This window comes from Epilithonimonas hungarica (assembly GCF_900102265.1).
GTDB lineage: Bacteria > Bacteroidota > Bacteroidia > Flavobacteriales > Weeksellaceae > Epilithonimonas > Epilithonimonas hungarica.
In genome coordinates this window covers 83,843-107,532 of sequence record NZ_FNBH01000003.1, presented here as the reverse complement: position 1 = coordinate 107,532, position 23,690 = coordinate 83,843, and the positions used below count along the sequence as shown (strand labels likewise).

At 35.0% G+C, this 23,690-nt stretch carries 25 protein-coding genes; 13 read left to right on the top strand and 12 right to left on the bottom strand.

Annotation, left to right across the window (positions count from 1 at the left end; translation table 11 throughout):
- Window positions 1-86: 86 nt before the first annotated feature.
- The 4 genes from BLT30_RS12285 to BLT30_RS12270 form a co-directional block, all read right to left on the bottom strand.
- Complete coding sequence (locus BLT30_RS12285) at window positions 87-1,484, bottom strand: MFS transporter (RefSeq protein ID WP_089873851.1); 1,398 nt, start codon at window positions 1,482-1,484, stop codon at window positions 87-89.
- Window positions 1,485-1,524: 40 nt separating this feature from the next.
- Window positions 1,525-2,613 carry an agmatine deiminase family protein gene (locus tag BLT30_RS12280; protein ID WP_089873850.1) on the bottom strand — a complete coding sequence of 363 codons (1,089 nt, stop codon included), beginning with the start codon at window positions 2,611-2,613 and terminating at the stop codon, window positions 1,525-1,527.
- Window positions 2,603-2,965: a four helix bundle protein gene (locus BLT30_RS12275; RefSeq protein WP_089873849.1), complete on the bottom strand. Its 363-nt coding sequence runs from the start codon at window positions 2,963-2,965 to the stop codon at window positions 2,603-2,605. Before BLT30_RS12275 ends, BLT30_RS12280 begins: the two co-directional genes overlap by 11 nt.
- 93 nt (window positions 2,966-3,058) lie before the next feature.
- Window positions 3,059-3,934, bottom strand: coding sequence for a carbon-nitrogen hydrolase (locus BLT30_RS12270; protein WP_089873848.1), 876 nt, complete (start codon window positions 3,932-3,934; stop codon window positions 3,059-3,061).
- Window positions 3,935-4,113: 179 nt separating this feature from the next.
- Between BLT30_RS12270 and BLT30_RS12265 the strand changes: the two genes are divergently transcribed.
- The 5 genes from BLT30_RS12265 (at window position 4,114) to BLT30_RS12245 (ending at window position 9,512) form a co-directional block, all read left to right on the top strand.
- Complete coding sequence (locus tag BLT30_RS12265; protein WP_089874334.1) at window positions 4,114-4,527, top strand: acyl-CoA thioesterase; 414 nt, start codon at window positions 4,114-4,116, stop codon at window positions 4,525-4,527.
- A gap of 165 nt (window positions 4,528-4,692) precedes the next feature.
- A complete protein-coding gene (locus BLT30_RS12260) occupies window positions 4,693-6,828 on the top strand; it encodes a S46 family peptidase (protein ID WP_089873847.1) in 2,136 nt (711 codons plus the stop codon).
- 60 nt (window positions 6,829-6,888) lie between these two features.
- Window positions 6,889-7,890, top strand: a complete 1,002-nt coding sequence (locus BLT30_RS12255) for a polysaccharide deacetylase family protein (protein ID WP_089873846.1) — start codon at window positions 6,889-6,891, stop codon at window positions 7,888-7,890.
- 51 nt (window positions 7,891-7,941) lie between these two features.
- Entirely contained in the window at window positions 7,942-9,006 is a 1,065-nt protein-coding gene (locus tag BLT30_RS12250) for a GNAT family N-acetyltransferase (RefSeq protein WP_089873845.1), read from the top strand.
- Window positions 9,007-9,014: 8 nt separating this feature from the next.
- Window positions 9,015-9,512 carry a MepB family protein gene (locus tag BLT30_RS12245; protein WP_089873844.1) on the top strand — a complete coding sequence of 166 codons (498 nt, stop codon included), beginning with the start codon at window positions 9,015-9,017 and terminating at the stop codon, window positions 9,510-9,512.
- A gap of 4 nt (window positions 9,513-9,516) precedes the next feature.
- On the opposite strand, the gene BLT30_RS12240 is transcribed toward BLT30_RS12245, so the two are convergent.
- The 5 genes from BLT30_RS12240 to BLT30_RS12220 form a co-directional block, all read right to left on the bottom strand.
- Complete coding sequence (locus tag BLT30_RS12240; RefSeq protein ID WP_139166653.1) at window positions 9,517-10,926, bottom strand: hypothetical protein; 1,410 nt, start codon at window positions 10,924-10,926, stop codon at window positions 9,517-9,519.
- 203 nt (window positions 10,927-11,129) lie between these two features.
- A complete protein-coding gene (tpiA, locus tag BLT30_RS12235; RefSeq protein WP_089873842.1) occupies window positions 11,130-11,891 on the bottom strand; it encodes a triose-phosphate isomerase in 762 nt (253 codons plus the stop codon).
- Between the two features lie 6 nt (window positions 11,892-11,897).
- Window positions 11,898-12,248, bottom strand: coding sequence for a tellurite resistance TerB family protein (locus BLT30_RS12230; RefSeq protein ID WP_089873841.1), 351 nt, complete (start codon window positions 12,246-12,248; stop codon window positions 11,898-11,900).
- An 8-nt stretch (window positions 12,249-12,256) separates the two neighbouring features.
- The gene (locus tag BLT30_RS12225; RefSeq protein WP_089873840.1) at window positions 12,257-13,333 is read right to left on the bottom strand and encodes a BT_3928 family protein; all 1,077 of its coding nucleotides are present in this window, start codon (window positions 13,331-13,333) and stop codon (window positions 12,257-12,259) included.
- 18 nt (window positions 13,334-13,351) lie between these two features.
- Window positions 13,352-13,888: a DUF1599 domain-containing protein gene (locus BLT30_RS12220; protein ID WP_089873839.1), complete on the bottom strand. Its 537-nt coding sequence runs from the start codon at window positions 13,886-13,888 to the stop codon at window positions 13,352-13,354.
- 131 nt (window positions 13,889-14,019) lie between these two features.
- Between BLT30_RS12220 and folP the strand changes: the two genes are divergently transcribed.
- The 5 genes from folP (at window position 14,020) to rplI (ending at window position 18,214) form a co-directional block, all read left to right on the top strand.
- On the top strand, window positions 14,020-14,844 hold the full coding sequence (folP, locus tag BLT30_RS12215; RefSeq protein ID WP_245707175.1) for a dihydropteroate synthase: 825 nt from the start codon (window positions 14,020-14,022) through the stop codon (window positions 14,842-14,844).
- Between the two features lie 269 nt (window positions 14,845-15,113).
- Complete coding sequence (locus tag BLT30_RS12210; RefSeq protein WP_089873838.1) at window positions 15,114-16,748, top strand: T9SS type A sorting domain-containing protein; 1,635 nt, start codon at window positions 15,114-15,116, stop codon at window positions 16,746-16,748.
- Between the two features lie 122 nt (window positions 16,749-16,870).
- The gene (gene rpsF / locus BLT30_RS12205; protein WP_089873837.1) at window positions 16,871-17,212 is read left to right on the top strand and encodes a 30S ribosomal protein S6; all 342 of its coding nucleotides are present in this window, start codon (window positions 16,871-16,873) and stop codon (window positions 17,210-17,212) included.
- Between the two features lie 26 nt (window positions 17,213-17,238).
- Window positions 17,239-17,541, top strand: a complete 303-nt coding sequence (gene rpsR, locus BLT30_RS12200) for a 30S ribosomal protein S18 (RefSeq protein ID WP_027382072.1) — start codon at window positions 17,239-17,241, stop codon at window positions 17,539-17,541.
- A 154-nt stretch (window positions 17,542-17,695) separates the two neighbouring features.
- On the top strand, window positions 17,696-18,214 hold the full coding sequence (gene rplI, locus BLT30_RS12195; protein WP_089873836.1) for a 50S ribosomal protein L9: 519 nt from the start codon (window positions 17,696-17,698) through the stop codon (window positions 18,212-18,214).
- Window positions 18,215-18,281: 67 nt separating this feature from the next.
- Here rplI and BLT30_RS12190 read toward each other — a convergent pair whose 3' ends face one another.
- Window positions 18,282-18,824: a thioredoxin family protein gene (locus tag BLT30_RS12190; RefSeq protein ID WP_089873835.1), complete on the bottom strand. Its 543-nt coding sequence runs from the start codon at window positions 18,822-18,824 to the stop codon at window positions 18,282-18,284.
- Between the two features lie 86 nt (window positions 18,825-18,910).
- Here BLT30_RS12190 and BLT30_RS12185 point away from each other — a divergent pair, with 86 nt between their 5' ends.
- The 3 genes from BLT30_RS12185 to BLT30_RS12175 are packed head-to-tail and all read left to right on the top strand — an operon-like array spanning window position 18,911 to window position 21,323.
- Window positions 18,911-19,789: a lysophospholipid acyltransferase family protein gene (locus BLT30_RS12185; RefSeq protein ID WP_089873834.1), complete on the top strand. Its 879-nt coding sequence runs from the start codon at window positions 18,911-18,913 to the stop codon at window positions 19,787-19,789.
- Complete coding sequence (locus BLT30_RS12180; RefSeq protein ID WP_089873833.1) at window positions 19,789-20,769, top strand: glycosyltransferase family 2 protein; 981 nt, start codon at window positions 19,789-19,791, stop codon at window positions 20,767-20,769. The genes BLT30_RS12185 and BLT30_RS12180 overlap by 1 nt, the downstream gene beginning before the upstream one ends.
- Window positions 20,769-21,323: a 3'-5' exonuclease gene (locus tag BLT30_RS12175; protein ID WP_089873832.1), complete on the top strand. Its 555-nt coding sequence runs from the start codon at window positions 20,769-20,771 to the stop codon at window positions 21,321-21,323. The genes BLT30_RS12180 and BLT30_RS12175 overlap by 1 nt, the downstream gene beginning before the upstream one ends.
- 71 nt (window positions 21,324-21,394) lie before the next feature.
- Here BLT30_RS12175 and galE read toward each other — a convergent pair whose 3' ends face one another.
- Window positions 21,395-22,414, bottom strand: coding sequence for a UDP-glucose 4-epimerase GalE (gene galE / locus BLT30_RS12170; protein ID WP_089873831.1), 1,020 nt, complete (start codon window positions 22,412-22,414; stop codon window positions 21,395-21,397).
- 15 nt (window positions 22,415-22,429) lie between these two features.
- On the bottom strand, window positions 22,430-23,569 hold the full coding sequence (locus BLT30_RS12165) for a DegT/DnrJ/EryC1/StrS family aminotransferase (RefSeq protein WP_089874332.1): 1,140 nt from the start codon (window positions 23,567-23,569) through the stop codon (window positions 22,430-22,432).
- Window positions 23,570-23,690 lie beyond the last annotated feature (121 nt).

Here is a 23,690-nt window from a genome sequence, read left to right as displayed (position 1 = left end):
TAGTAAATTATCAATATCCTTTCTTTCGAATTTAAAATATAAATTCTAAAAGTCACAAAGATAAATGATTCGAAAATAATCTGTGTTTAAACCGATTTCATATTCTCACCGTCACGAAAATTCAGCCTTCGGAAAACCAAACCGGAAAGTATCGTTAGAAAACCTACAACCAAAAAAGTGTATCGGAAAGCTGTGTGCACTTGATTTTTAACAAAAGTCGTATCGCCTTCAAACAATTTCAAAACAATCAGACCAAACGCAATCCCGAATCCAATTGCAAACTGCTGATTTACTGATACCAAAGAATTCCCACTGCTATTTTGATAAGGTCGCAAATCGGCGATGGAAATCGTATTCATCGATGTAAATTGAATCGAATTAAAAAATCCAAGAATCAACAAAATTGGCACAAACCAGTAAATCGAACTTTGAACACTTGGGATTGCTAAGCAACAAATTAAAATCCCGATGATAAATGTATTGACCATCAAAGTTTTGCGATAACCAAACCTATCCAAAATCCCAATCACAAAAGATTTTCCAAACATCGCCGTAAGCGCCATTGGTGCAATAATCCAGCCCGAAGTCAGCGCCGATTGTCCATAAGCGATCTGGATCATTAGCGGAACCAAAAGCGGAATGGAACTGATTCCAAGTCTTGTTGCCAGATTTCCTAAAATCCCAACTCGGAAAGTCCGAACTTTAAAAAGATTCAGTGGAAAAATTGGATTATTATCTGTTTTAGCATGTTTGTAGTAGAAGTAAAGCATCAGAAATCCTAAAGAAAATATCATCAGAACAGGTGTGAGATTTTGTGCATTTCCTAATATTTCCAATGCGCTCGACAGTAATAATGATGCCAATGCGAAAATCAAAAATCCCTTCAAATCAAAGTCGATGACAGGCGACCTGTAATTCGGCATATATTTTAAACTGAGACCAATTCCTAGAATTCCTATTGGGATATTAATCAAAAAAATCCAATGCCAGCTCAGATAATCGACCATATATCCACCAACTACAGGACCCATTACCGGACCAATCAGTGCAGGAACGATAGCGAAATTCATAGCTTTCAGAAGTTCATTTTTATTGAAGGCCCGGATCAATGCCAGCTTCCCAACCGGCGTCATCAAACTTCCGCCAACACCCTGAATAACTCTGGAAATCACCAATTCGGTCAGGTTTTGAGATAATGAGCAGAACAATGAACCTAACGAAAACAAGACCAGCGAAAGAATGAATATTTTTTTGGTTCCGAATTTGTCTGCCAAAAATCCGCTAACAGGCATAAACAAAGCCAAAGTCAATACATAACTGATGATGGCATTCTGCATATCCAAAGGCGATTCCTGTAAATCTCTGGCTATGGATGGCAAAGAGGTATTCAAAATCGTAGAATCCAGCATCTGCATAAAAATCGCCGTTCCCAAGATCAAAGGAAGGAATTTTTTGACTGATTCAGTAGTTATATTGTCACTCATAATAATCAAAATAAAAAACCTGCAGTTCTGCAGGCTAAATCTATACCAAAGGCTCTTGCTGACTTAAACAATGAAAACTTCCCAATCCCCAGATAATGTCGGTAGAATCTATTCCAACAACTTCCCTATCCGGAAAACATTCCTGGATAATTTCCAAAGCCAGCGCATCTTTGTCACATCTGTAAGTCGGAACAATCACCGACTTGTTTGCGATGTAAAAATTAGCATAAGAAGCCGGTAATCTTTGTCCGTCGCAATAAACTGCTTCTGGCATCGGAAGCTTGATGATATTGAGTTTTTCGCCATTTAACAAAGTCATTTCTTTTAACTGACGAAGGTTGGTTTGAAGGATCTCATAATTGTCATCTTCAGGATCATCTTCGATAACTGTCAGAACTGTATTTTCATTCACGAAACGGATTGTATCATCCACATGACCGTCTGTATCATCGCCTACAATTCCGTCATCTACCCAAAGAACCTGTTTTTGTCCGTAATATTTTTTCAGGAATTCTTCCACTTCTTCCTGAGAAAGATGCGGATTTCTGTTTTTATTAAGAAGACAAGATCTGGAAGTTAAAACTGTTCCAGCACCGTTGAATTCAACGGAACCGCCTTCCATAATAATTCCAGGATAAAGAACCGGAAGATTTTTTTCTTCAGCAATCTTAGTCGGGATCACATCATCCAATTCGAATGGCGGGTATTTTCCTCCCCACGCATTGAATCCCCAATCAACAATGATTTTCTTTGGTTCTTCTCCATTTTTATTCACTAAAAATGCCGGACCGTGGTCTCTGCACCAAGCGTCATTAGTTTCATTGAAATAAAACTCAACTTTTGATATATCTGCGCCAGCTTTGGAAATGTGTTCCATTGCAAAAGCCTGCATTTCCTGGTCTTTCACATTGATACAAACAAATTCACCTTTTGTCAATTCAGCAATAAATTTGGCATAAGCAGGATAGATCAAATCGATTCTTTCCGGCCAGGATTCCTCCTTGTGAGGCCAAGACAGCCAGGTTGCTTCGTGTTCTTCCCATTCTGCTGGGAAAACATAGTTTTCCAAGTCCAAGGTCTGATGTCCGATGTCAGAAGATTGTAATTCGGAGTTATTATTATTGTTCATTATCTAATTTTTTGATGAGAGCAGTAATCATAGCCAAAATCTCTTCGCTCATCTCATATATTTTATTAAAATTTTCTTTTGAAATAATTTTTCTTTCTCTTGCTATGAAAATACAACTTACTACCTCTATGTTAGAACGTAAAGAATATCTTAAAAACTTGATGAATTCTTTATTTGATTGCCCTGTAGAACCTTCTGCAATATTCAAATTAATAGAATCTGCTGCTCTTTTAATTTGAGAAGTAAGAATAAACAGTTCTTCCTTTGGAAATTCTCTTGTGATATTATGAACTAATGTTGATAATTCCAAAGCTTTTTGCCAAACCCGTAATTTTTCAAATTTAAAAGCCATAATATTTTGAAGTCAGAATATCTATTTTTATTATTAAATTATATTGTTTCCGAATTTAAAATCTTCCGACATCGGACATCTATCCTCTGACAATTAGTTTTCGTCAATAAAACGTTTTGTGATCGGCGAATAAGTGTCGATTCTTCTATCTCTCAAGAATGGCCAGTGCTTTCTCATATAATCTGTTTGAGCAAGATCAACTTCTGTTACAACAACTTCCTCTTTATCGTGAGAAGCCAGATATAACAATTTTCCTTGAGCATTCGTTACAAAACTTCCTCCCCAGAATTTCATAGCACCGTCCTGTTCAAAACCCACTCTGTTTACAGAAACTACAGGAACACCATTCGCAACTGCGTGCGAACGCTGAATCGTCTGCCAAGCATTATATTGATCTTGATTGGTTTCTTCATCTTGGTCTGTTGCCCAGCCAATTGCTGTTGGATAGAACATGACGTCTGCTCCCATCAATGCTGTAATTCTTGAAGCTTCCGGATACCATTGGTCCCAACAAATCAACACTCCAACTTTCCCAAATTTGGTGGGGAAAACTTTATAGCCCAGATCTCCTGGCGTGAAATAAAATTTCTCATAAAATGCCGGGTCATCCGGAATATGCATTTTTCGGTATTTCCCAAGATAGGTCCCATCTGCATCGATAACAGCCGTTGTATTATGATAAAGTCCCTGTGCTCTTTTCTCGAACAACGAAGCAATGATTACAACTCCCAATTCCTTCGCAACTGGAGAAAGTGCATCTGTTGAAGGACCCGGAATAGGTTCAGCCAACTCGAAATTGTCATAATCTTCTACATCACAAAAATATAATGATGTAAAGAGCTCCTGTAAACAAATGATTTGAGCACCTTTTGCGGCGGCTTCTTTTATTTTTTCAATGGCTTTGTTCAAATTTGCTTGTTTGTCGGCAACACAAGACATCTGAACGGTTCCGATTTTAACTTTTGACATTTAATCTAAATTTTTTACAAAAATACTAAGATTCTAGGGAATCAAAAATTCAACCAAAAGATTTTTAGATCAATATTTTAAAAAATTAATTAGGTCATCTGTATTTTCTATATTCTAAAACTGCTAAATATCTCTGAAAACTTTACCTTTGCACCAAATTAAAATGCGATAGAATTATGATGAATTATCATACGCGAAAATGGATAAAACCGGAAGACCTTAATCCTAATCATTCGCTTTTTGGAGGAAGACTTCTGGAGTGGATCGATGAAGAAGCGGCACTTTATGCCATTATTCAGTTAGAAAATACAAGAACGGTAACCAAGTATATCTCCGAAATCAATTTTGTAAGTTCTGCAAAACAAGGTGACATCATCGAAATTGGAATAGAAGCAGTTGAATTCGGAAAATCATCATTGACGTTACGCTGTGAAGTCAGGAACAAAATGACACATCAGATCATCATCACAATTGATAAACTTGTTTTTGTAGGATTGGATGAAGACGGAATGCCAAAACCCCATGGCAAAACAAAGATCGAATATGTTGAGGATAGATTATATGTAAAAAATACGTCTTCTGAAAATAAGTAAGCAATTATTGATTTTGATATCAAGAAAATTTCAGAAACATAGGGATATTTTGAAATCCTTGAAAGTAAATAGAATCTAAATTTAAATTCTATTTTTTTATGATATACCACGGATAATTCCGTTCAAAAAATTTTCTTTAAATTCGTGAAGTTTAAATTAAAGTTAATGAAAAGAAAAATCCTTTTATCAGCCTTGTTCTTTCCGGCTGTAATGGCGTTTGGTCAGCAATACGGCGGAATGTGGATTCCGACAGAAGTCAATGAAAAAGAAATGAAGGAACTGGGAATGAAAATCTCTGCAAAAGATATCTTCAATCCTGAAAAAGCGAGTATCAAAGACGCTGTTGTACAATTTGATGGTGGCTGCACTGCAGAGATCATTTCTCCAAATGGACTTTTATTAACCAACCACCACTGTGGCTATGACAATATTCAATCCCATTCTACTGTAGAAAACGATCTTTTAACTAATGGTTTTTGGGCGAAAGACATCAATGGAGAATTGCCAAACCCCGGCGTAACTGTTGATTTCATAACTGACATCAAAGAAGTTACAAGTCAGATTCTTGCAGGAACAGAAGGCCTTGCAGGAAGTGATCTGTCTAAAAAAATCAATGACAATATTGATGCCTATAAAAAATCACAGAAAACAGAATCTTATCAATCTATTTCTGTAAGATCTATGTATTATGGCAACAAATACTATGCGTATGTTATAGAAACCTACAAAGATATTCGTTTGGTTGGTGCTCCGCCTTCTGCTATCGGAAAATATGGTTCTGATACAGACAATTGGGTTTGGCCAAGACATACAGGAGATTTCTCTATGTTCAGAATATATGCAGATAAAAACAATAAACCTGCAGAATATTCAAAAGACAACATTCCTTATACTCCCAAACACTTTCTTCCGATATCTATAAAAGATAAAAAGGAAGATGATTTCACTTTTGTTTTTGGATTCCCTGGTAGAACAACAGAATATCTGCCAGCTATTGCAGTTGAAAAGATCATGAATGAAACAGATCCTGCGATGATTGCTGTACGTGATGTTGCTCTCAAAACTCTTGATGAAAAAATGAGAGTTGATCCTGCAACTAAAATCAAATATGCTGCAAAATATGCACGCGTTGCAAACTATTGGAAAAAGTGGATTGGTGAAGTTGAAGGTCTTAAAAAATCCAATGCTGTTGAGAAAAAGAGACTATATGAACAAACTTTGATTTCAAAAAATCCAGCTATAAAAACAACTATCGATGGGTTAAATGCAAAGTATAATGAACAAGCACCATATAACCTTCACAAAGCTTATTATTCTGAAATTGTAAGGAATTCTGAGACATTTACACTGGCAGGTATTTATTCAAATTATATTAAAGCATACGAAGATGATAAAATGGATGCAAAATCTTTGGAATCTTTAAAAGCAAGATTAAATGAAATTTATAAAGATCATGACGCAGAGTTGGATGCAAAAGTGACTGCAAAAATCCTTGCTTTATATGCTAATAAAACTTCAACTCGATTTATTCCAAAAGACTTTGATCAACTAAAAACTGAGAACAGAAATATTGGAATGATGGAAAATCTTTCTAAGATTTCTATGATAACAGGAAGATCCAATGATGATAAAAATATTGCAAAAAATATAGATAAGGCTTTTGCAGATCAAAAAACATTAGTTGAAAATCTAAAAAAAGATCCACTTATTCAAATGTTTGGAGCATTCAAAACTTCTTATCTTGAAACAACGGATAAGCAGGTTACGACTTTACAGGCTGATATAGACGCTTTGCAAAAAACCTTTATGGCTCAGCAAATGGAAACGGACAAAGACAGAAAATTCTTTCCTGATGCCAATTCCACGCTTCGTGTAACTTATGGAAAAGTGAAAGGCTCTGATCCAAGAGATGCCGTTTCTTATGGTTATCAAACCCATCTTGCCGGCGTTTTGGAAAAATATATTCCCGGAGATTATGAATTTGACCTGCCTAAAAAATTAATCAATTTATATAACACAAAAGATTACGGAATCTATAAAGATAAAACAGGTGACGTTCCTGTAAATTTTACAGCAACCAACCATACAACCGGAGGAAACTCTGGAAGCCCTGCATTGGATGCTTATGGAAATCTTATTGGTCTTAACTTTGACAGACAATGGGAAGGAACAATGAGTGATATCAATTATGACCCGAAATTATGTAGAAACATCATGGTCGATACAAAATACATTCTTTTTGTGATCGATAAATATGCCGATGCAAAATGGCTATTGAACGAGATGAAGATCGTAAAGTAATTAAATTTTAAATCAATACTGCTTTGCCAAAGATGATCATCTCTGGCAAAGTTTTTTCTGATGAGCTTCAAGACCAGGTTTTTCCGAATTATTAATCCATTGTCAAAGAATTTTTCCTTTGATCAATTTTCAAAGCTATTACCTTTTGAGAGTATTATTTTGGTTTATCATCTGGTCTCGGACAATGATGTAAAGCACGTTAAACATCTTTTTCCTTACCGTTCTCCCAAACAATTTGAAAAAGACCTGGATTTTCTTTCAAAACATTTTGAATTTATTGACTGGGATGATTTTATTAATAAAAAGAAAACTTCAAAACCTAGCGTCCTATTGACTTTTGATGATGGTTATCGTGAGTTTTACGATATCATCTCTCCTATTCTTCTTAGAAAAGGAATTTTTGCGATCAATTACATCAATCCAAAATTCATTGATAATAATGAAATGATGTGGCGAAATAAAGCCAGCCTGATTGTTTCGGGAATAATTGAGAATAAAAATTTCCAAGATAAAATGTTCGAATGGACAGGAAATAAATCAAAAGATATTATTTCTTCGGTCCTAAGTATCAACTTTAAAGATAAACACCAATTGGATGAGATCGCAGATCATTTAGAAATTGATATTAAAAACTATCTTAAAACAAATCCTGTATATCTTACGGCAGAACAACTACAAAAACTAAAAAATGATGGCTTTGGAATTGCTTCCCATGGTTGGGACCATCCACTTTACAATCAGCTTTCCTTAATAGAACAATTGGAGAACACGCAAAAATCTCTTGATCATATGAATGAAAATCATTTTATGATTGATTCTTTCGCTTTTCCTTTCACAGACCATTTGGTCAAAAATCAATTTTTCGATTCGGTTTTTAGTCAAAATCCAGACCTGAGAGTTACATTCGGTGCTGCAGGTCTGAAACTGGATTCCAATGAAAAGAACATCCAGAGAATTCCTATAGAAATTAGAAATTATTCGGTTGAAGAGGTTCTTAAAAACGAAATTATCTATTATCAATTTCTTAAAAACATTAAGAAGAATATGATTAAGCGAAGCTGAAATTATGCTTTGAATAAAGTGTTTCTTATATTTGTTAAAAATTAATGATAGGTGATAAAAATCGTTGGATTAAATAAAAACCAGTTAAAGGGTTTTACAAAAACCGAAGCATTTCGAAACTTTGAATTTGCCCCAATTTCAGAACTAAGAGAGATTTCTCATATCCATAATCCACGAGCAAAATCTGAAGATAATTTACTTTTTTTGGCCTATGAAAACGATTGTCTTGCCGGATATTTGGGAATGTTGCCCGATGATGTAACTGATAGAAATGGTCGTAAAGTTCATTTTGGATGGTTGTCTACATTATTCGTCAGTGAAAAATTCCGGGGTAAACAAATTGCTCAAAAATTACTTTATGCAGCGGAGGAATCTTATAACAAAAATCTTATGATCACCGAGTTTACACCAAGTGCAGAAAGATTATACAGAAAGATCGGAATGTTTGAAGACCTAAGTCCTAAAAAAGCTGTTCGGTATTATTACAAATCCAATTTGGCAGAGCTTTTACCTTCTAAAAATAATATTTTTCTAAAGAACAAAACCTGGCTGAAACGTTTTGATAATTTTATCAATATTTTTATTCCTTATCTAGGAAAAGGAAAAAATCACATATATAAGATCTCAAGATCTATTGATGATCATCTAAGCAAATTCATTTCTGATCAAACTAAAAATCCAATTGCGAGAAGCTCGGAAGATTTCCAATGGATGTTGAATTTCCCTTGGCTTTCACAGGAAAAAGAAGAGCCTAATTATCTTTTTTCATCTTATTCCAAAGATTACGAAATGTTTTGGGTTACAGTTTATGAAAATCAACATGTTGTTTCCGCAATGTTTTGTTCCGTGAGAAACGGTCATTTGAAGATGCTTTATTATTTTGGAAATTCTAAAATTATTTCAGAGATCTTACCAAAGATCATCAGGAAGTATAAAGTGAAAATGATGACGCTTTATGATGATCATCTTAATCATTCAATTAATGATCTTCCCAAAGCTATCTACAAAAGACCATTGGAAAGAGAATATCTTATCCATAAAGGTTTCAAAGAAAAATTAGGACAAGACTTCGATTTCAGTTTTACAGATGGAGACGGCGATTTTTCATTTACTTAAATAGATCAATGAACATTGAACTACAACATTTAAATGATTTAATTTTAAAAGAATTAAATCTTCAACTTTCAGAAATCACTCCAGATTTGGAATGTGAGGAATATTCTGGTTTTAATTTTAAAATTAATCAAACCAATTATAAATTCAGAAAGTCAAAACTGACACCGAAGAAGGTTGGTCAATTTGTGACCTTTTGGAAAAGAGATTTATACGGAAAAACGGTTCCCTTTGATGTTAATGATGATTTCGCTTTTTACATAATTTCTATTGAAGAAAGCGAAAACTCTGGGTTTTTCTTGTTTCCGAAAGTTATTCTAGAAAAAGAAAATTTAATTTCCAGCGAACAAAAAACTGGTAAAAGGGGTTTTAGAATTTATGCAGATTGGCATTTCCCAAATAACAAGCAGGCTGAAAAAACAAAACTCTGGCAAACCGAGTATTTCATCAATTATTCTGATTCAGATGAATTAATTTCTAATCAATTTAGAAAAATTACAAAGCTCTAATACTCTATTTTTCACAATCACACTTTTCCCTTCTGTGTCGTTTAAGCTCATTATCCCAAAACGGATAGAATTTAATTGCCAGATAAAATGCTGCGGCATGAAGATGTTTATGTTTGAAAAACACCGGAAAAAGATTTTCACTTCCCAATATCAAAGGTCCCAAACGCAAATAACCACCGAAATAAAGATGTTTATATTCTGACAATGATGTGGAAACTCCATAACCAAACGCTTCTTTCTGAACCGAATAATTGGCGTTGACCATATTGTTGCGCCTGACAGAATTCTTGAAAAAAGGAATCCTCTGGATCCAATTGAAATTGATGAAATGATTCTCTTTGACCCTTTGGCTGTAATTAGCATTGATACTCGTAGGTAAACCGATCCGGAATCCATTTCCCACAAAAGAAGCATTTTCATCGCCATAGGCTTCTTGACTTATTTTTCTAAGATAGTCTTCTGGGGTCGTAAAATCCTCATCTTTGAAAACCGGATTATTTTGTAACCATACGGTTTTTCCATTTTTGAAAGAATGATTGATCCCCTGTCTGAAATTCACAGAACCGATGTCCAAAATATTCAAGGAGAATTTAGAATTATATTCATCCTCCCGTTTGTCTTTATCCATCATCGTGATTCCTATATCCAATCCCAGCCCTGACCCGTTCTGCTTGTATTCATATCTATCGTTCTCAAAGTCATAATTGGTAATATAATTCAACGAAATATCGTAATTAGAGGCATAGATATTCTTATAATCAGGATCTTCTGTAGGTGCCGGCTCACTGGCTGATAGATCTATATCCTTATGACTGATGATATTGGCGGCGTCCAGACCCATTTCATATTTTAGATTGATACCCAAAATCCAATGTTTATCAGAGTAAGGAAAAATCTCAGTCGCAGCATTCAATCCAACCTCATTCCAGCTCATGGTTGCAGATGAGAATGGATTCATTTTATAATCCGAAGGCTGCGGGACCATCTCGTTCCCAAAGCGGAAATAATTATCCAGTTTCAGAACCGCACCTTGCGCTCTCATGCGGCTGAATAATCCAAATACATATTTTTTTTCTTTTATAATTGTGGTTATAGAAAAGGATGGTCCCATGGCATCATAATTCATCAGAAGATCAGCCCTTTCTTTGTTATAAAAATCGAAAACATTAGATTGGTTCTCACCTTTTATGTTCTTCTTTGGATTCGCAATTTGAATTTCAGCATTCAATAAGCCTAAAACGTTCTGTTTTGAAATGTAAGCGTAATTATTTTGTAGAAAGATATCAGCTGATATCAGATTGACATCCCAGGGATTTGTATTAAAGAAAGCTTGTGTAGGAGAAAGAACAACAGAGTTGATCCCACTATAATTATCATTGGAAAAACTAAAATTATTTTGTGCCGCGATTTTCACAAAGCAGAAAATAAAGAGACAAAAATAAAATAGTTTCAACATTATATGTCCGAATAAATAGCAAACTAATTTACACAGAAAATATTGTTGAAAACTTAAAAAAATTAAACAAAAGTTATTATTGTCAATAAAACGATAACTACAAAACAAACCTTGCCAAAGATCTAAACTATGACAAGGTTTGTTTTTGTGTGAAATTTATTTTAAGAATTGAATCCTTCGATAATCTTTGAGAAATCTTCGATTTTAAGCGCAGCACCTCCAATCAAGCCTCCGTCAACATCGGGTTGAGAGAAGATCTCTTTGGCATTATCCGGCTTCACGCTTCCTCCGTAAAGGATAGAAACTTCGTCAGCAACCTCTTTACCATATTTGTCAGCGATCAGGCTTCTGATGTAGGCGTGAACTTCCTGCGCTTGTTCCGCAGTCGCCGTTTCGCCTGTTCCGATTGCCCAAACTGGTTCATAAGCAATCACGACTTTTTTGATCTCTTCGGCAGATAAAGTGAAAAGAGCAGTTTCTGTTTGGTTTTTAACGACCTCGAAATGTCTTCCCGCTTTTCTTTCCTCCAACTTCTCGCCGTTGCAATAGATCGGTGTTAAACCTTTGTCCAAAAGCGCTTTTACTTTTCTGTTTGCGTGGCTGTCGGTCTCTCCGTGAAAAGTTCTTCTTTCTGAGTGAGAAACCAAACTTCCGTCAGCAGCTATAGAAGCTAACATATCGACAGAGATCTCTCCTGTGTAAGCACCACTTGCATATTCGGAAACGTCTTGAGAGAAAACCCCTACTTCACCATTTTTGAAGACTTCTTTAGCGGTTGTGAGATACAAAGCCGGGGGGGCGATATAAACCTCACAGTTGGTTGTATTATTTTTTTTGTATTCTAAAAGCTGAGCCATCAATTCCTGAGCTTCAGCATAGGTTTTGTTCATTTTCCAGTTTCCTGCAACAATGTTCTTTCTCATTATATTTTAATTTAATTTCCAAATATTTTTTAGTAATATATAAAATTGATGTTCTTCATCTGTTACCTCATTATCAGCTTTGATCAATGATTTTGCGAATTGGATGAAGTCTTTCCTTTCAGCTTCTGTAGAATCTTCCTCGAAGCATTTTGCGTGGAATTCAAAATGTTCTTGCCATTGGTCAGCTGTAAGTTGTGCAATGATCTCTAATTCGTCGTCCAGGTTCAAACGAAATGGAAATTCCTCAGCCATATATTCACGAACTTTAAGTCCTTCTTCTGGTTTTATAATTCCGTCCACAGCTGATAAAATCATTAGTAAATGATATCCAGCAATTGGTTTATTTGATTTTCTCATTATATAAATTATTCTTTTTCTAAGTAATCTTTAGCTCCTAATTTCTCCACGATTTTTCCTTTTTCCAAAACTAAAACAAAAGGATTGCTTCTCGCAATGGTTTTGATAGCAATTTCATCCATCATATAATTGGGGATTTGCCTGTAAAAATCAGGTTGTGTACTGGTACCGTAAACTTTAGCTTTTTCTGATAAAGCTTTGGTTTCCGTTTTTTTAACCAATTCTGCATCAGCTTCTTTTGGTTTGTAAGTAAAAATGATAATAACCCTTGGCTCTTTCAAGATCTCATCCGTGATAGGATTACCATTAACATCTTCAATCTTGAATTTGGAGATTTCAGATTCGTAACCTTTTTTGGAGATTTCGGAAGTTGTTTTTCCGTCTTCGATTTGCCAATTGGTGTCTTTCCAATATTCTTTGTTGATATATTCGTCCTGGTCTACTTTTTTCACTTCGCCAGTTTTGGAATTTTTAAGTGAGTAAAACGTCTTATATTCTGAAGGATTTTGTGCAATTTTCTGCTTTTCTGAGGCTAAATCTGTTCCGATAGCATAAGCTCTGAAATCAATCATCGGTTCATGAGCAATTCCTCTGTACATCACGAAAATCATTACTAAGACAAAAACGCCTAACAATGGTAATTTCCCAAATCTCACTTTCTCATCTTCTTCCCTTTTTCTATAAAGAACAGCCAGAATCAATAATAAAACTAAAAGTGTAATATCTTTCCAGAACGATTGCCAAGGTGTGAATTTCAAGGCATCTCCGAAGCATCCACAATCTGTTACTACATTGTAATAAGCAGAATAAAATGTCAGAAAACCAAAGAAAACACAAAGCGCGATCAATGCATAAATTGTTTGTTTAAGCTTGATTTTCATCAATAACATAAATCCTAAGACCAACTCCAAAACAACCACGATAATTGAAAATGCCAAAGCATATTTTTCCAAAAATGATAAATTGAAAACAACTGGTGAAAAGTACTCTTCCAGTTTGAAAGAAAATCCCTTCAAGTCTACAGCTTTTACAAATCCGGAAGCAATAAATATTATTGAGACAATATATCGTAAAATTGTGCGCATAGTTTTATTGTGTTTATATTAATTTTTGAATTTAATCAGACAAAAAACAGCATAATTCAGCATATCAAAATAGTTCGCATCCAAACCTTCGGATACCAAAGTTTCTCCCTGATTATCTTCTATTTGCTTGGTTCTAAGAACCTTTTGATAAATCAAATCCGTAATAGAAGAAATTCTCATATCTCTCCAAGCTTCGCCGTAATCATGATTTTTGCGTTCCATCAATTCTTTTGCTTTTTGAGCGTAAGAATCGTAAAGATCGATGATTTCTTCCGGATCGGCATTCAGTTCATCAGAAAAACCTTTTTCCAACTGGATCAATCCAATAATCGAGTAATTGATAATCGCAATGAACTCGTCTTCTTCGCTTTCGTCCACCATTTTTACATCCGTCATTTGTAACGTCCTGATTCTATTGACTTTGATATAGATCTGATCTGTGATAGAACTTGGGCGAAGAACGCGCCAAGCGGTTCCATAATCTTTCATTTTCTTTTGAAAAAGGTCTCTACAAGCCTTAATAACGTCGTCAAACTGGGCGGATGTATTGTGCATAAATCTGTCTATTGGTTCAAAGATACAAATTTAGTTGAAAGTTAAAAGTTGACGGTTATCAGTTTTTGAATCTATAAAAATAACTTAGGCCCAATACATAATAACTCACAACTAAATTTTATTTTTGTGATATGGACTTTTCTAAAACCAACTCTAAGTTTTCCTTAATCAATCGCAACGGCAGATTGATCGATCTATCAAAGCCAAAACTAATGGGAATCTTAAATCTAACCCCGGATTCCTTTTCTGACGGAGGTAAATTCAATAATGAAAGGTCAGCCTTGCAACAAGCTGGAAAATTATTGAAAAACGGCGCAGCAATCATTGATATTGGTGCGCAGTCGACTCGTCCAAATGCTGAGTTTCTTGAAGCAGATGAAGAAATCAAAAGAATCGGAAATATCATTTCATTAATCAAAAAAGAATTTCCTGAAAGTTTGATTTCCCTCGATACATTTTATTCGGATGTTGTGAAGTTTGGTTTTGATGAAGGAATTGATATTGTGAATGATATTTCTGCAGGTCAATTTGATTCTGAATTATTAGATACGGTTTCAAAAACGGGTTTACCTTATATATTGATGCATAATAATCCGACTTATGGATCGATGCACGATAAAATCAAATTTGATGATATTATTCTTTCTGTCAATCGATTTTTCTCAGAGAAAGTTGATCTTTTAAGGCAAAAAGGAATCAAAGATATCATTCTCGACCCAGGATTTGGATTCGGGAAAACCATTGAAGACCAATATCAAATGATTGACGATCTTGAATATATTGGATTTGGCAAATTGCCAATTCTGGCTGGGATTTCAAAAAAATCATTCATCTACAAGCCTCTTGGAAAACAACCGAACGAAGTTGAAAGAGAAACATTAGACCTACATCGCAAGCTATTAGAAAAAGGAGCAAACATTATCCGCCTTCATAATCCGGAAACTTTGATTATTTAAATTATTATTATCTTGATTTTCATATTTTTAAAATGATCTGGCAGTAAAATATAATTTTAATTTTTTATGTAAAATTTTCGCAAAAATCCTGAAACACTCGATCAATAAAGAAATTTTTATAAAAATTCAGCATTGATAAGTAATTATTTAAACAAATTATAATTTAACAAAAATATAAAACAAGTGGATATTCAATAATTTTATCAGAAAATACTTGGTTATTTCAAAATAATTTAACTAAATTTGAGAGAATTTAAAAAATTAATTTTATGAAAAAAATTCTATTTTCTTTGCTGGCCTTAGCAGGCTTATCAACAACAAACACTGTAAATGCACAGTATGTTGTATTTCAAGACAGTTTTGAAAGTTATACCGACTTTGCAATTTCAAATGTTGGCAGCTGGACTTTACTTGATGTAGACAACAGTCCTTCCGGAGGATTTAACGGAATCACTTTCCCTAATGGAAATGGTACCAGCAAAGCCTTTCAGGTGTTTAACTCAACTACTACTACTCCCGTTTTAACTCCTTCTGAAACTTCTGATTGGACAGCCAGAACAGGTCAAAAAACAATGGCCTCTTTTTATCTCACAAGTGGAGCTTCTAACAATGACTGGCTTATTTCTCCAAAGATTCAGTTGGCTGCCGACGGAGGTGCGTTAAGTTTTTGGGCAAAAAGTTGTGATTCAGATTATGGTGCAGAAAAGTACAGGGTTTACATCTCTACTACCGGTACTGCTGTTGCAGATTTCACGCCGTTATCAGCTGTACAGACTACACCATCGGATATTACTTGGCACGAATTTACAACTAGCTTGAGTGCTTATGCTGGACAACAAGTCTATATCGCTATACAATGTTCTTCTACTGATCAGTTTGGCTTTGCAGTTGATGATTTCAAAGTAACAACTTCAATTGCACCAACTACCGCTCCAAACTGCTCCACTTTAACATCTCCGACAAACGGAGCCATTGATGTAGCATTCACATCCACAACATTATCTTGGGCGCAATCTGCTGGGGCAGAATCTTATGACGTATATTTAGACAAAAACCCTAATCCCACAACTCTTGTCCAAAATGTAACAGGAACAAGCTATACTGCAGCTTCCTTAGACCTATCATCTACCTATTACTGGAAAGTAGTTCCTAAGAACACAGTAGGATCAGCAACCGGATGTTCCGTATATTCATTTACGACTGCAGCAGCTACTTATTGTACAGCTGGCGCAACATCTACAAATTGGGAAAAAATAAGCAATGTTACCTTTGCAGATATCAATAACAATTCGACAGCTACAGCAGGATACGAGAACTTCACATCTGTTGTAGGGAATGTACTGGTTGGATCGACCTACACCTTCTCGGCCTCATTCACTGGAACATCCTATGACGCTGATCAAGTTACGGTTTGGATAGATCTAAATAATGATAAAGATTTTGACGATGCGGGCGAACAGGTCTTGGTAACTCCTACGAAAGTATCACCTTGGACAGGATCAATCACCATTCCTACTGGAGCAACCATAGGAGCAACTCGCATGAGAGTGAGATTAAATGACACAAGTTCATCTTCTTCCAATACTACCCCGTGTGGCACAGCTACTTTTGGACAAGTTGAAGATTATACTTTAAACATTGGAACATTAATAGCAGTTAATGAAGTTTCTAAAAATGGAATCAAAGCCTATCCAAACCCAGTGAAAGACATCTTCACTATTGAGGCTGCAGGAAAAATCCAATCTGTGAAAGTGTTTGATGCTACCGGAAAACAATTGCTAACTAAAGATTTGAACGAGGTTAAATCTCAGATTGATTTAAGTAAATTCAGCGCTGGTGTATATGTTGTAACAACTACAATGGTAGATGGAAGCACAACATCAACCAAAGTGATCAAGAAATAAATAACTGATCCTAATAATTTCAAATCCCGCCAATTGGCGGGATTTTTTTATAGAAATATTTGTAGTTCAGAAAAAAGTTGTACTTTTGCAACTCGAATTTTTAATTAAAATTAATTAACATTATGAACAATTACGAAACTGTTTTCATTTTAACTCCCGTTCTATCTGATGCCCAGGTGGAGGAAGCAGTGAAAAAATTTGAAGACCTATTGACTTCAAACAATTGCGAAATCGTTGCCAAAGAAAATTGGGGACTTAAGAAATTGGCTTATCCTATCCAATTGAAAAAGAATGGTTTTTATACCCTTATCGAATTCAAAGGAGAAGGAACTGTAGTTGCAGACCTAGAAACTGCTTTTAAACGTGATGAGAGAGTTATCCGTTACTTAACGACTAAACTTGACAAGCACGCTGTAGATTATGCAGTAACAAGAAGAAGCAAACTAAGATCTGCTAAAGCTTAATTATTAACCTTTAAAATTTTAAAACAATGGCAATAGATGATATGGCAAAACAAGCCTCTGCTGGAGGTGAATCAGAAGTAAAGTTTCTTACTCCACTTGATATCAATACAAAATCTGAAAAGAAATATTGTAGATTCAAAAAATTTGGAATTAAGCACGTAGATTACAAAGATGCTGACTTCCTTTTACAATTTGTAAACGAACAAGGTAAGATCTTACCAAGAAGATACACTGGAACTTCTCTTAAATATCAAAGAAAAGTATCTGCTGCTATCAAAAGAGCAAGACACCTTGCTTTGATGCCTTACGTAGCTGACTTATTGAAATAAGAAAAAATAATAAAAGAAGTAGGCTCGCCTGCTTCTTTTGTTGCTGAATAAATTAATTAATTCTAACTTGATTTAGATTTCAGATTTCAGAAACCAGACTAATAAAGTCTAATATCTAATGTCTAAATCTAATATCTAAAAAAGGACAACAACAATGGAAATTATCCTAAAAAAAGACGTGGAAAACTTAGGACTTGAGTTTGATACAGTAAACGTAAAACCAGGTTATGCAAGAAACTTCTTGATTCCTCAAGGTTTTGCATTATTAGCAACCCCTAAAAACAAAGCTGCTTTAGAAGTAACTTTGGAATCTAGAAAAGAAGAAGAAGCTAAATTGGTAGCTGCTGCTAATGCAGTTGTAGAACAATTGAAGAAAACTACAGTTACTATTCCTGCAAAAGTAGGTGCTGGTGACAAGTTATTCGGTTCTATTAACAATGCTGACCTTGCTGCTGCTTTGGAAAAAGCTGGTGTTAGCGTTGATAAAAAGTATATCAGAATCCCTGGTAATACGATCAAGAGAACTGGTAAATTCTCTGCAGTTGTAAGACTTCACAGAAATGTTGAATACAACTACGAGTTTGATATCGTTTCAGACGCTCCAGTAGAAGCTCCAAAACCAGTTGCACCTAAGGCAAAAGTAGAAGAAGAGACTTCTTCTGAAGAAGCTTAATCGAATAAAGATTCAAATAAAAAACCACTTCAGATGAAGTGGTTTTTTGTTTTATTATAACTGTCTTTTAAGATTTCTTTGGTTTCCAGGTATTAAAAAAATCTTTTACTTTTTCAAGGCTATAACCACTTCCTTCTTCTAGAACTGCGCTATCCTGCGTATGGATTTGTTTTCCATTTTCGTCCAGAATTATAAATACCGGGTAACCAAATTTTTCTCCAGGATTTCCATAACTTGTAAAGATTTTTTCATTTTTATTTTCTGGTGACCAATTCAAATGGTAATAGATGTAATTATTATCAACAATTTGTTTCAGTTCAGGCGTTTGCTGCAAATAATTATTGAATCTCAAACACCAGATACACCAGTTCCCCCCAGCCTGTATTACCACATTTTTATGCTCTTTTTTAGCAAGTTTTACAGCATTTTTGATATCCAATTCTGCGTTGGCTTCTGGATGATATGGTTTAGGTAATTTAGCCTTTTCTTCGGCAGCAGCCTTTTTCTTAGCTTCGATTTGTTCTTTGGTAAGCTCAGTGGTTTGAGCATTTGTAAGAGAAAATAAAAGTACACCTCCGACAAATAACAATTTCTTAACAGATTTTCTCATTATTATTTATGATTGATTTTAATAAAGACCAAAGTTAATCAAAAATTCATCCATTTTTCAGTATATTTGCCAATATTCATTATACATTGAATCAATTTTTATTCGGCATATTATTACTAATTTCCAGATTACCACTCAGAATATTATATTTCTTTTCAGATATAATGTTCTTTGTCAATTATTATATAGTAGGCTACAGAAAGAAAGAAGTTTTGGAAAATCTTAGAAATTCTTTCCCTGAAAAATCGGATAAAGAAATCAAGGATATTTCGAAAAAATTCTTCTCCAACTTCTGCGATTACCTTGCAGAGATGCTCAAAGGTTTTACAATTTCCGAAACCGAATCCAGGGTAAGAATGCAGCACTTGAATCAGGATCTTTTCCAACAGGCCAAGGACGAGGGCAAAAATATCATAATGCTGTCTGGACATGTTTTCAACTGGGAATGGTTCAATGCATTGGCGACACTTATACCCCAGAAAGATTGTCATCCTGTCTACCGTAAGATGAGCAGCCCATTTTGGGAAGAAAAGATCAAATTAATCAGAAATAGATTTAATAACAAATCCCTTGAAGCGACTGAAGTCATCAAACACATCTTCCGAAACCAAAATAACGGAAATTCGGCTTATATGTTCGTAGCTGACCAAACCCCGAATGTACATTCTGTTAATTATGGACTAAAGTTCCTGAATCAAAAAACCCCGGCTTTCATTGGATATGACAAATTATCAACTAGAATGGATATGGTTTTTATCTATTGCGAAATGAAGAAAGTGAAACGTGGATTTTATCAAGTGAATTACCATAGAATTTATCCGGACGGAGAAAAATTTGTAGAACACGAGGTCGTGAAAAAATTCCATAAATTGTTGGAGAACACAATCAGAAAAAATCCAGATAATTGGCTTTGGTCACACAGAAGATGGAAATATAAGGATGCCATAAGAACTTACGAAGAATAATGACTGTCGCAATCACAATCCTCAATTGGAACGGAAAAAACTGGTTGGAAAAATTCTTGCCATCTGTAATTAGATATTCTCCTGATGCAGAAATTTTCGTTATTGATAATGCTTCTACAGATGATTCGGTTCAATTTTTAAATAATAATTTTCATTCGGTCAAAATCATTCAAAATCAAAGTAATTCCGGTTTTGCCGCGGGTTATAATGAAGGATTAAAGTCGATTAACGCAGATATCTATTGTTTATTAAATTCTGATGTAGAAGTAACAGAAAACTGGATTTCTCCAATCATAAAATTATTCTCTGAAGACAAAAACATCGCAGCAATTCAACCAAAAATTCTGGATTACAATCAAAAAGAAAAATTCGAGTTTGCTGGCGCCGGCGGTGGATTAATTGATAATCTCGGTTATCCTTACTGCAGAGGCCGTATCTTTGACGATATTGAATTTGATAACGGTCAATACGATGACGAAACTGAAATTTTTTGGGCTTCCGGTTGTTCATTATTTATCCGCTCACAAGATTTTTGGAGTATGGATGGTTTTGACGAAAGATTCTTCGCACATCAGGAAGAGATCGACCTTTGTTGGAGACTGAAAAATACAGGAAGGAAAATCTATTACACAGGAAGATCCAAAGTCTATCACGTTGGTGGTGGAACACTTAACAAGCAAAATCCGCAGAAAGCATACTTAAATTTCAGAAATAATCTAACGATGATGCTGAAGAATCTTCCTTCATCAAAGGTATTTTTCATTCTGTTTTCCAGACTTTCTTTGGACGGGGTTGCCGGAATTTATTTCGGATTCAAAAATGGATTTTCACATCTTTGGGCGATTTTTCGTTCACATATGGGATTTTATTGGCAACTACCAAAATCAATCCAGTTGAGACAAAAAAATCAGATCGATAATTATTACCAGACGAGATGGTTGATTTTCAAACATTTCTTGGGCTCAAAAAATGATCAGTAATGGATTTTATTGCTTTAGATTTTGAAACCGCGACGCACGAGAAGAATTCCGCCTGTGAATTAGGAATTTGTATTGTAGAAAATGGTCAAATCAAAGAAACCAGATCTTGGCTGATAAAACCACCATCTTTTCCTTATTTCAATCATCACAACATCGCTGTTCACGGGATTACCTCGGAAGATGTGCAACATTCCCCCACTTTTGCTGATGTTTGGTATGAGATAGAAAACCTGATGTACGGAAATCTAATGATTGCCCACAACGCTGCTTTTGACGCCAATGTTCTGAGAGGCTGTCTTGAGCATTACGGTTTTTTCAAACCAAATATAAACTATCTGTGCAGTATTGGTGTAGCGAAAAAAGCTTGGAAAGACCTTAAAAGTTATGGCTTGAAAAATCTGGCAGAACAACATCAGATCAAATTCAATCATCATCGTGCAGATGCTGATGCAGAAGTCTGCGCAAAAATCTCATTATTAAGCTTCGAAAGATTGATGATAACCCGTAATGAAGAAATTAAAGATGTTTTTAGCAAAAGAATTAAGATTTTATAAAATTATCTTAGAAATCTCAGAAGAAAAATCTAAGATAATTAAACTTTAACATCAGATTCAGTCAGGGATAATTAATTATTTCTGTCCTTCAAATATTTCTGCCATTCCCAAGTGGTTTTGAGCGCTTCTTCCAGGGAAGTTTCAGACTTCCAATTGAGTTCTTTTTCGGCTTTGTCTGCATTAGCATAAGCAATTGTGATATCGCCTTCTCTTCTAGGGCAGATCTGGTAAGGAACCGGCACATCATTGGCCAACTCAAAAGCTTTTACAACCTCCAGAACCGAAGAACCTTTTCCTGTTCCCAAATTGTAAATATCAAGAACTGTTTCTTCCTCTGAGTGAATCAATTTTTGCAGAGCCGCAACATGTGCTTTCGCCAAGTCCACAACGTAGATATAATCACGGATCGCTGTCCCGTCCGCCGTTGGATAATCATCCCCCCAAATACTCAATTTTTCTCTGATACCCGCTGCTGTTTGTGTAACGTAAGGAACCAGATTATTAGGAATCCCTGCCGGCAATTCTCCTAGTAAAGCTGTTGGATGCGCACCTATTGGGTTGAAGTATCTTAATAAAGATACTCTTTTTTGATAAGCTCTCGAGAAATCTTTCAGAATATCCTCGCCCATTTGTTTGGTTTTTCCGTAGGAAGATTCGGCTTCTTTCAGAGGTGTATTTTCATCAATTGGCATTTGGTCTGCCTGTCCATAAACCGTACAAGATGAACTGAAAATGAAATTGGAAATATTCCTTTCTTTGAATTCCTGAAGAACATTGATCAATGAAAACAAGTTGTTCTCATAATATTTCAAAGGCTCTGTCATACTCTCTCCTACTGCTTTAGAGGCGGCAAAATTGATACAGCCTTCGATATCATGTGCATCGAAAACTTGCGTTAATAATTCTTTTCTTCTTAAATCAAAAGGGTAAAAAATAGGACGTTTGCCTGTGATCTCCTCAATATTATCAAGGATAAATTTTTCCGAATTTGATAAATCATCTACAATGATGACATCAAAATTATGATTGATCAATTCTACAACTGTGTGTGAACCGATATAACCGAGACCGCCTGTTACGAGTATGGACATTTAATTAATTATGGGTTATGAATTATTAGTTTTCTCAAAGAATTCCAAAACAGAATCTGTAATATATTTCAATTGTTCTTCATCCAATTCTGTGTGCATTGGTAAAGAAATCACTTGATCAAGTAATTTATCCGTATTTACAAAATCTGCTGGATTACTTTCCTGGTAATAAGCTTTCTGTTTTCTAAGCGCCACTGGATAATAGATCATTGCAGGGATTTCTTTTTCTGTTAAAAATTGCTGTAATTCATTGCGTTTTCCGTTGGTAATCCTCAAAGTATACTGATGAAAAACGTGTGTTGAGTTTTCTGCCCTTTTAGGCGTCAAGATGTTCTCATTTTCGGCAAAAGCTTCATCATAATAATCTGCCGCTTTTCTTCTAGCATCATTATAAGAATCAAGATTTGGCAATTTCTTCCTCAAAATCGCTGCCTGAATGCTATCCAATCTGGAGTTGACACCAACTTCGTCGTGGTAATAACGCTCGTACATCCCATGGTTTACGATTCCTCTTAATCTGTGTGCCAATTCGTCGTCATTTGTAAAAATCGCACCACCATCACCATAGCAACCAAGATTTTTTGATGGAAAGAAAGAAGTAGTTCCAATGGTTCCCATTGTTCCTGATTTCTTTGATGTTCCGTTTGAGAAAATAAAATCAGCACCAATGGCTTGCGCATTATCTTCAACGACATAAAAATCATGTTCTTTGGCAATTTTCAGGATTTCTTCCATATTTCCGCATTGCCCGAAAAGGTGAACAGGGATAATAGCTTTGGTTTTTGGTGTAATTGCCTTTTTGATTGCTTCTGTGTCAATAGTAAAAGTATCATAATCGACATCTACTAAAACGGCTTTCAATTTCAATAAATGAATCACTTCAACCGTAGCAGCAAAAGTAAAATCTGCAGTAATTACTTCATCTCCCTCTTGTAAATCCAAAGCCATTAATGCAATTTGAAGTGCATCTGTTCCGTTGGCGCAAGGGATCACATGTTTTACATCCAAATAATTTTCAAGGTCGGCTTGAAAGGATTTCACTTCCGGACCATTTATAAAAGCGGCAGAATCCATTACATTGAGAACGGCATTATCAACTTCACTTTTAATTTTATAATACTGGCTTTGTAAATCAACCATTTGGATCTTTTTCATACTCAAATATTTATTATTAAAGGCATTTGAAATCGTTATGAACATTGCTCCAAATATTTTTTGAAAGCCATTTCAAATGCAAAAACATTATTTTGTAAATTTACATTTATTTATCAGTTTA

Excerpts from the sequence above, each read along its gene's own strand:
- BLT30_RS12285 (WP_089873851.1), bottom strand. The coding sequence starts at position 1,484 with ATGAGTGACAATATAACTACTGAATCAGTCAAAAAATTCCTTCCTTTG.
- BLT30_RS12280 (WP_089873850.1), bottom strand. The coding sequence starts at position 2,613 with ATGAACAATAATAATAACTCCGAATTACAATCTTCTGACATCGGACAT.
- BLT30_RS12275 (WP_089873849.1), bottom strand. The coding sequence starts at position 2,965 with ATGGCTTTTAAATTTGAAAAATTACGGGTTTGGCAAAAAGCTTTGGAA.
- BLT30_RS12270 (WP_089873848.1), bottom strand. The coding sequence starts at position 3,934 with ATGTCAAAAGTTAAAATCGGAACCGTTCAGATGTCTTGTGTTGCCGAC.
- BLT30_RS12265 (WP_089874334.1), top strand. The coding sequence starts at position 4,114 with ATGAATTATCATACGCGAAAATGGATAAAACCGGAAGACCTTAATCCT.
- BLT30_RS12260 (WP_089873847.1), top strand. The coding sequence starts at position 4,693 with ATGAAAAGAAAAATCCTTTTATCAGCCTTGTTCTTTCCGGCTGTAATG.
- BLT30_RS12255 (WP_089873846.1), top strand. The coding sequence starts at position 6,889 with ATGAGCTTCAAGACCAGGTTTTTCCGAATTATTAATCCATTGTCAAAG.
- BLT30_RS12245 (WP_089873844.1), top strand. The coding sequence starts at position 9,015 with ATGAACATTGAACTACAACATTTAAATGATTTAATTTTAAAAGAATTA.
- tpiA (WP_089873842.1), bottom strand. The coding sequence starts at position 11,891 with ATGAGAAAGAACATTGTTGCAGGAAACTGGAAAATGAACAAAACCTAT.
- BLT30_RS12230 (WP_089873841.1), bottom strand. The coding sequence starts at position 12,248 with ATGAGAAAATCAAATAAACCAATTGCTGGATATCATTTACTAATGATT.
- BLT30_RS12225 (WP_089873840.1), bottom strand. The coding sequence starts at position 13,333 with ATGCGCACAATTTTACGATATATTGTCTCAATAATATTTATTGCTTCC.
- BLT30_RS12220 (WP_089873839.1), bottom strand. The coding sequence starts at position 13,888 with ATGCACAATACATCCGCCCAGTTTGACGACGTTATTAAGGCTTGTAGA.
- folP (WP_245707175.1), top strand. The coding sequence starts at position 14,020 with ATGGACTTTTCTAAAACCAACTCTAAGTTTTCCTTAATCAATCGCAAC.
- BLT30_RS12210 (WP_089873838.1), top strand. The coding sequence starts at position 15,114 with ATGAAAAAAATTCTATTTTCTTTGCTGGCCTTAGCAGGCTTATCAACA.
- rpsF (WP_089873837.1), top strand. The coding sequence starts at position 16,871 with ATGAACAATTACGAAACTGTTTTCATTTTAACTCCCGTTCTATCTGAT.
- rpsR (WP_027382072.1), top strand. The coding sequence starts at position 17,239 with ATGGCAATAGATGATATGGCAAAACAAGCCTCTGCTGGAGGTGAATCA.
- rplI (WP_089873836.1), top strand. The coding sequence starts at position 17,696 with ATGGAAATTATCCTAAAAAAAGACGTGGAAAACTTAGGACTTGAGTTT.
- BLT30_RS12190 (WP_089873835.1), bottom strand. The coding sequence starts at position 18,824 with ATGAGAAAATCTGTTAAGAAATTGTTATTTGTCGGAGGTGTACTTTTA.
- BLT30_RS12180 (WP_089873833.1), top strand. The coding sequence starts at position 19,789 with ATGACTGTCGCAATCACAATCCTCAATTGGAACGGAAAAAACTGGTTG.
- BLT30_RS12175 (WP_089873832.1), top strand. The coding sequence starts at position 20,769 with ATGGATTTTATTGCTTTAGATTTTGAAACCGCGACGCACGAGAAGAAT.
- galE (WP_089873831.1), bottom strand. The coding sequence starts at position 22,414 with ATGTCCATACTCGTAACAGGCGGTCTCGGTTATATCGGTTCACACACA.
- BLT30_RS12165 (WP_089874332.1), bottom strand. The coding sequence starts at position 23,569 with ATGAAAAAGATCCAAATGGTTGATTTACAAAGCCAGTATTATAAAATT.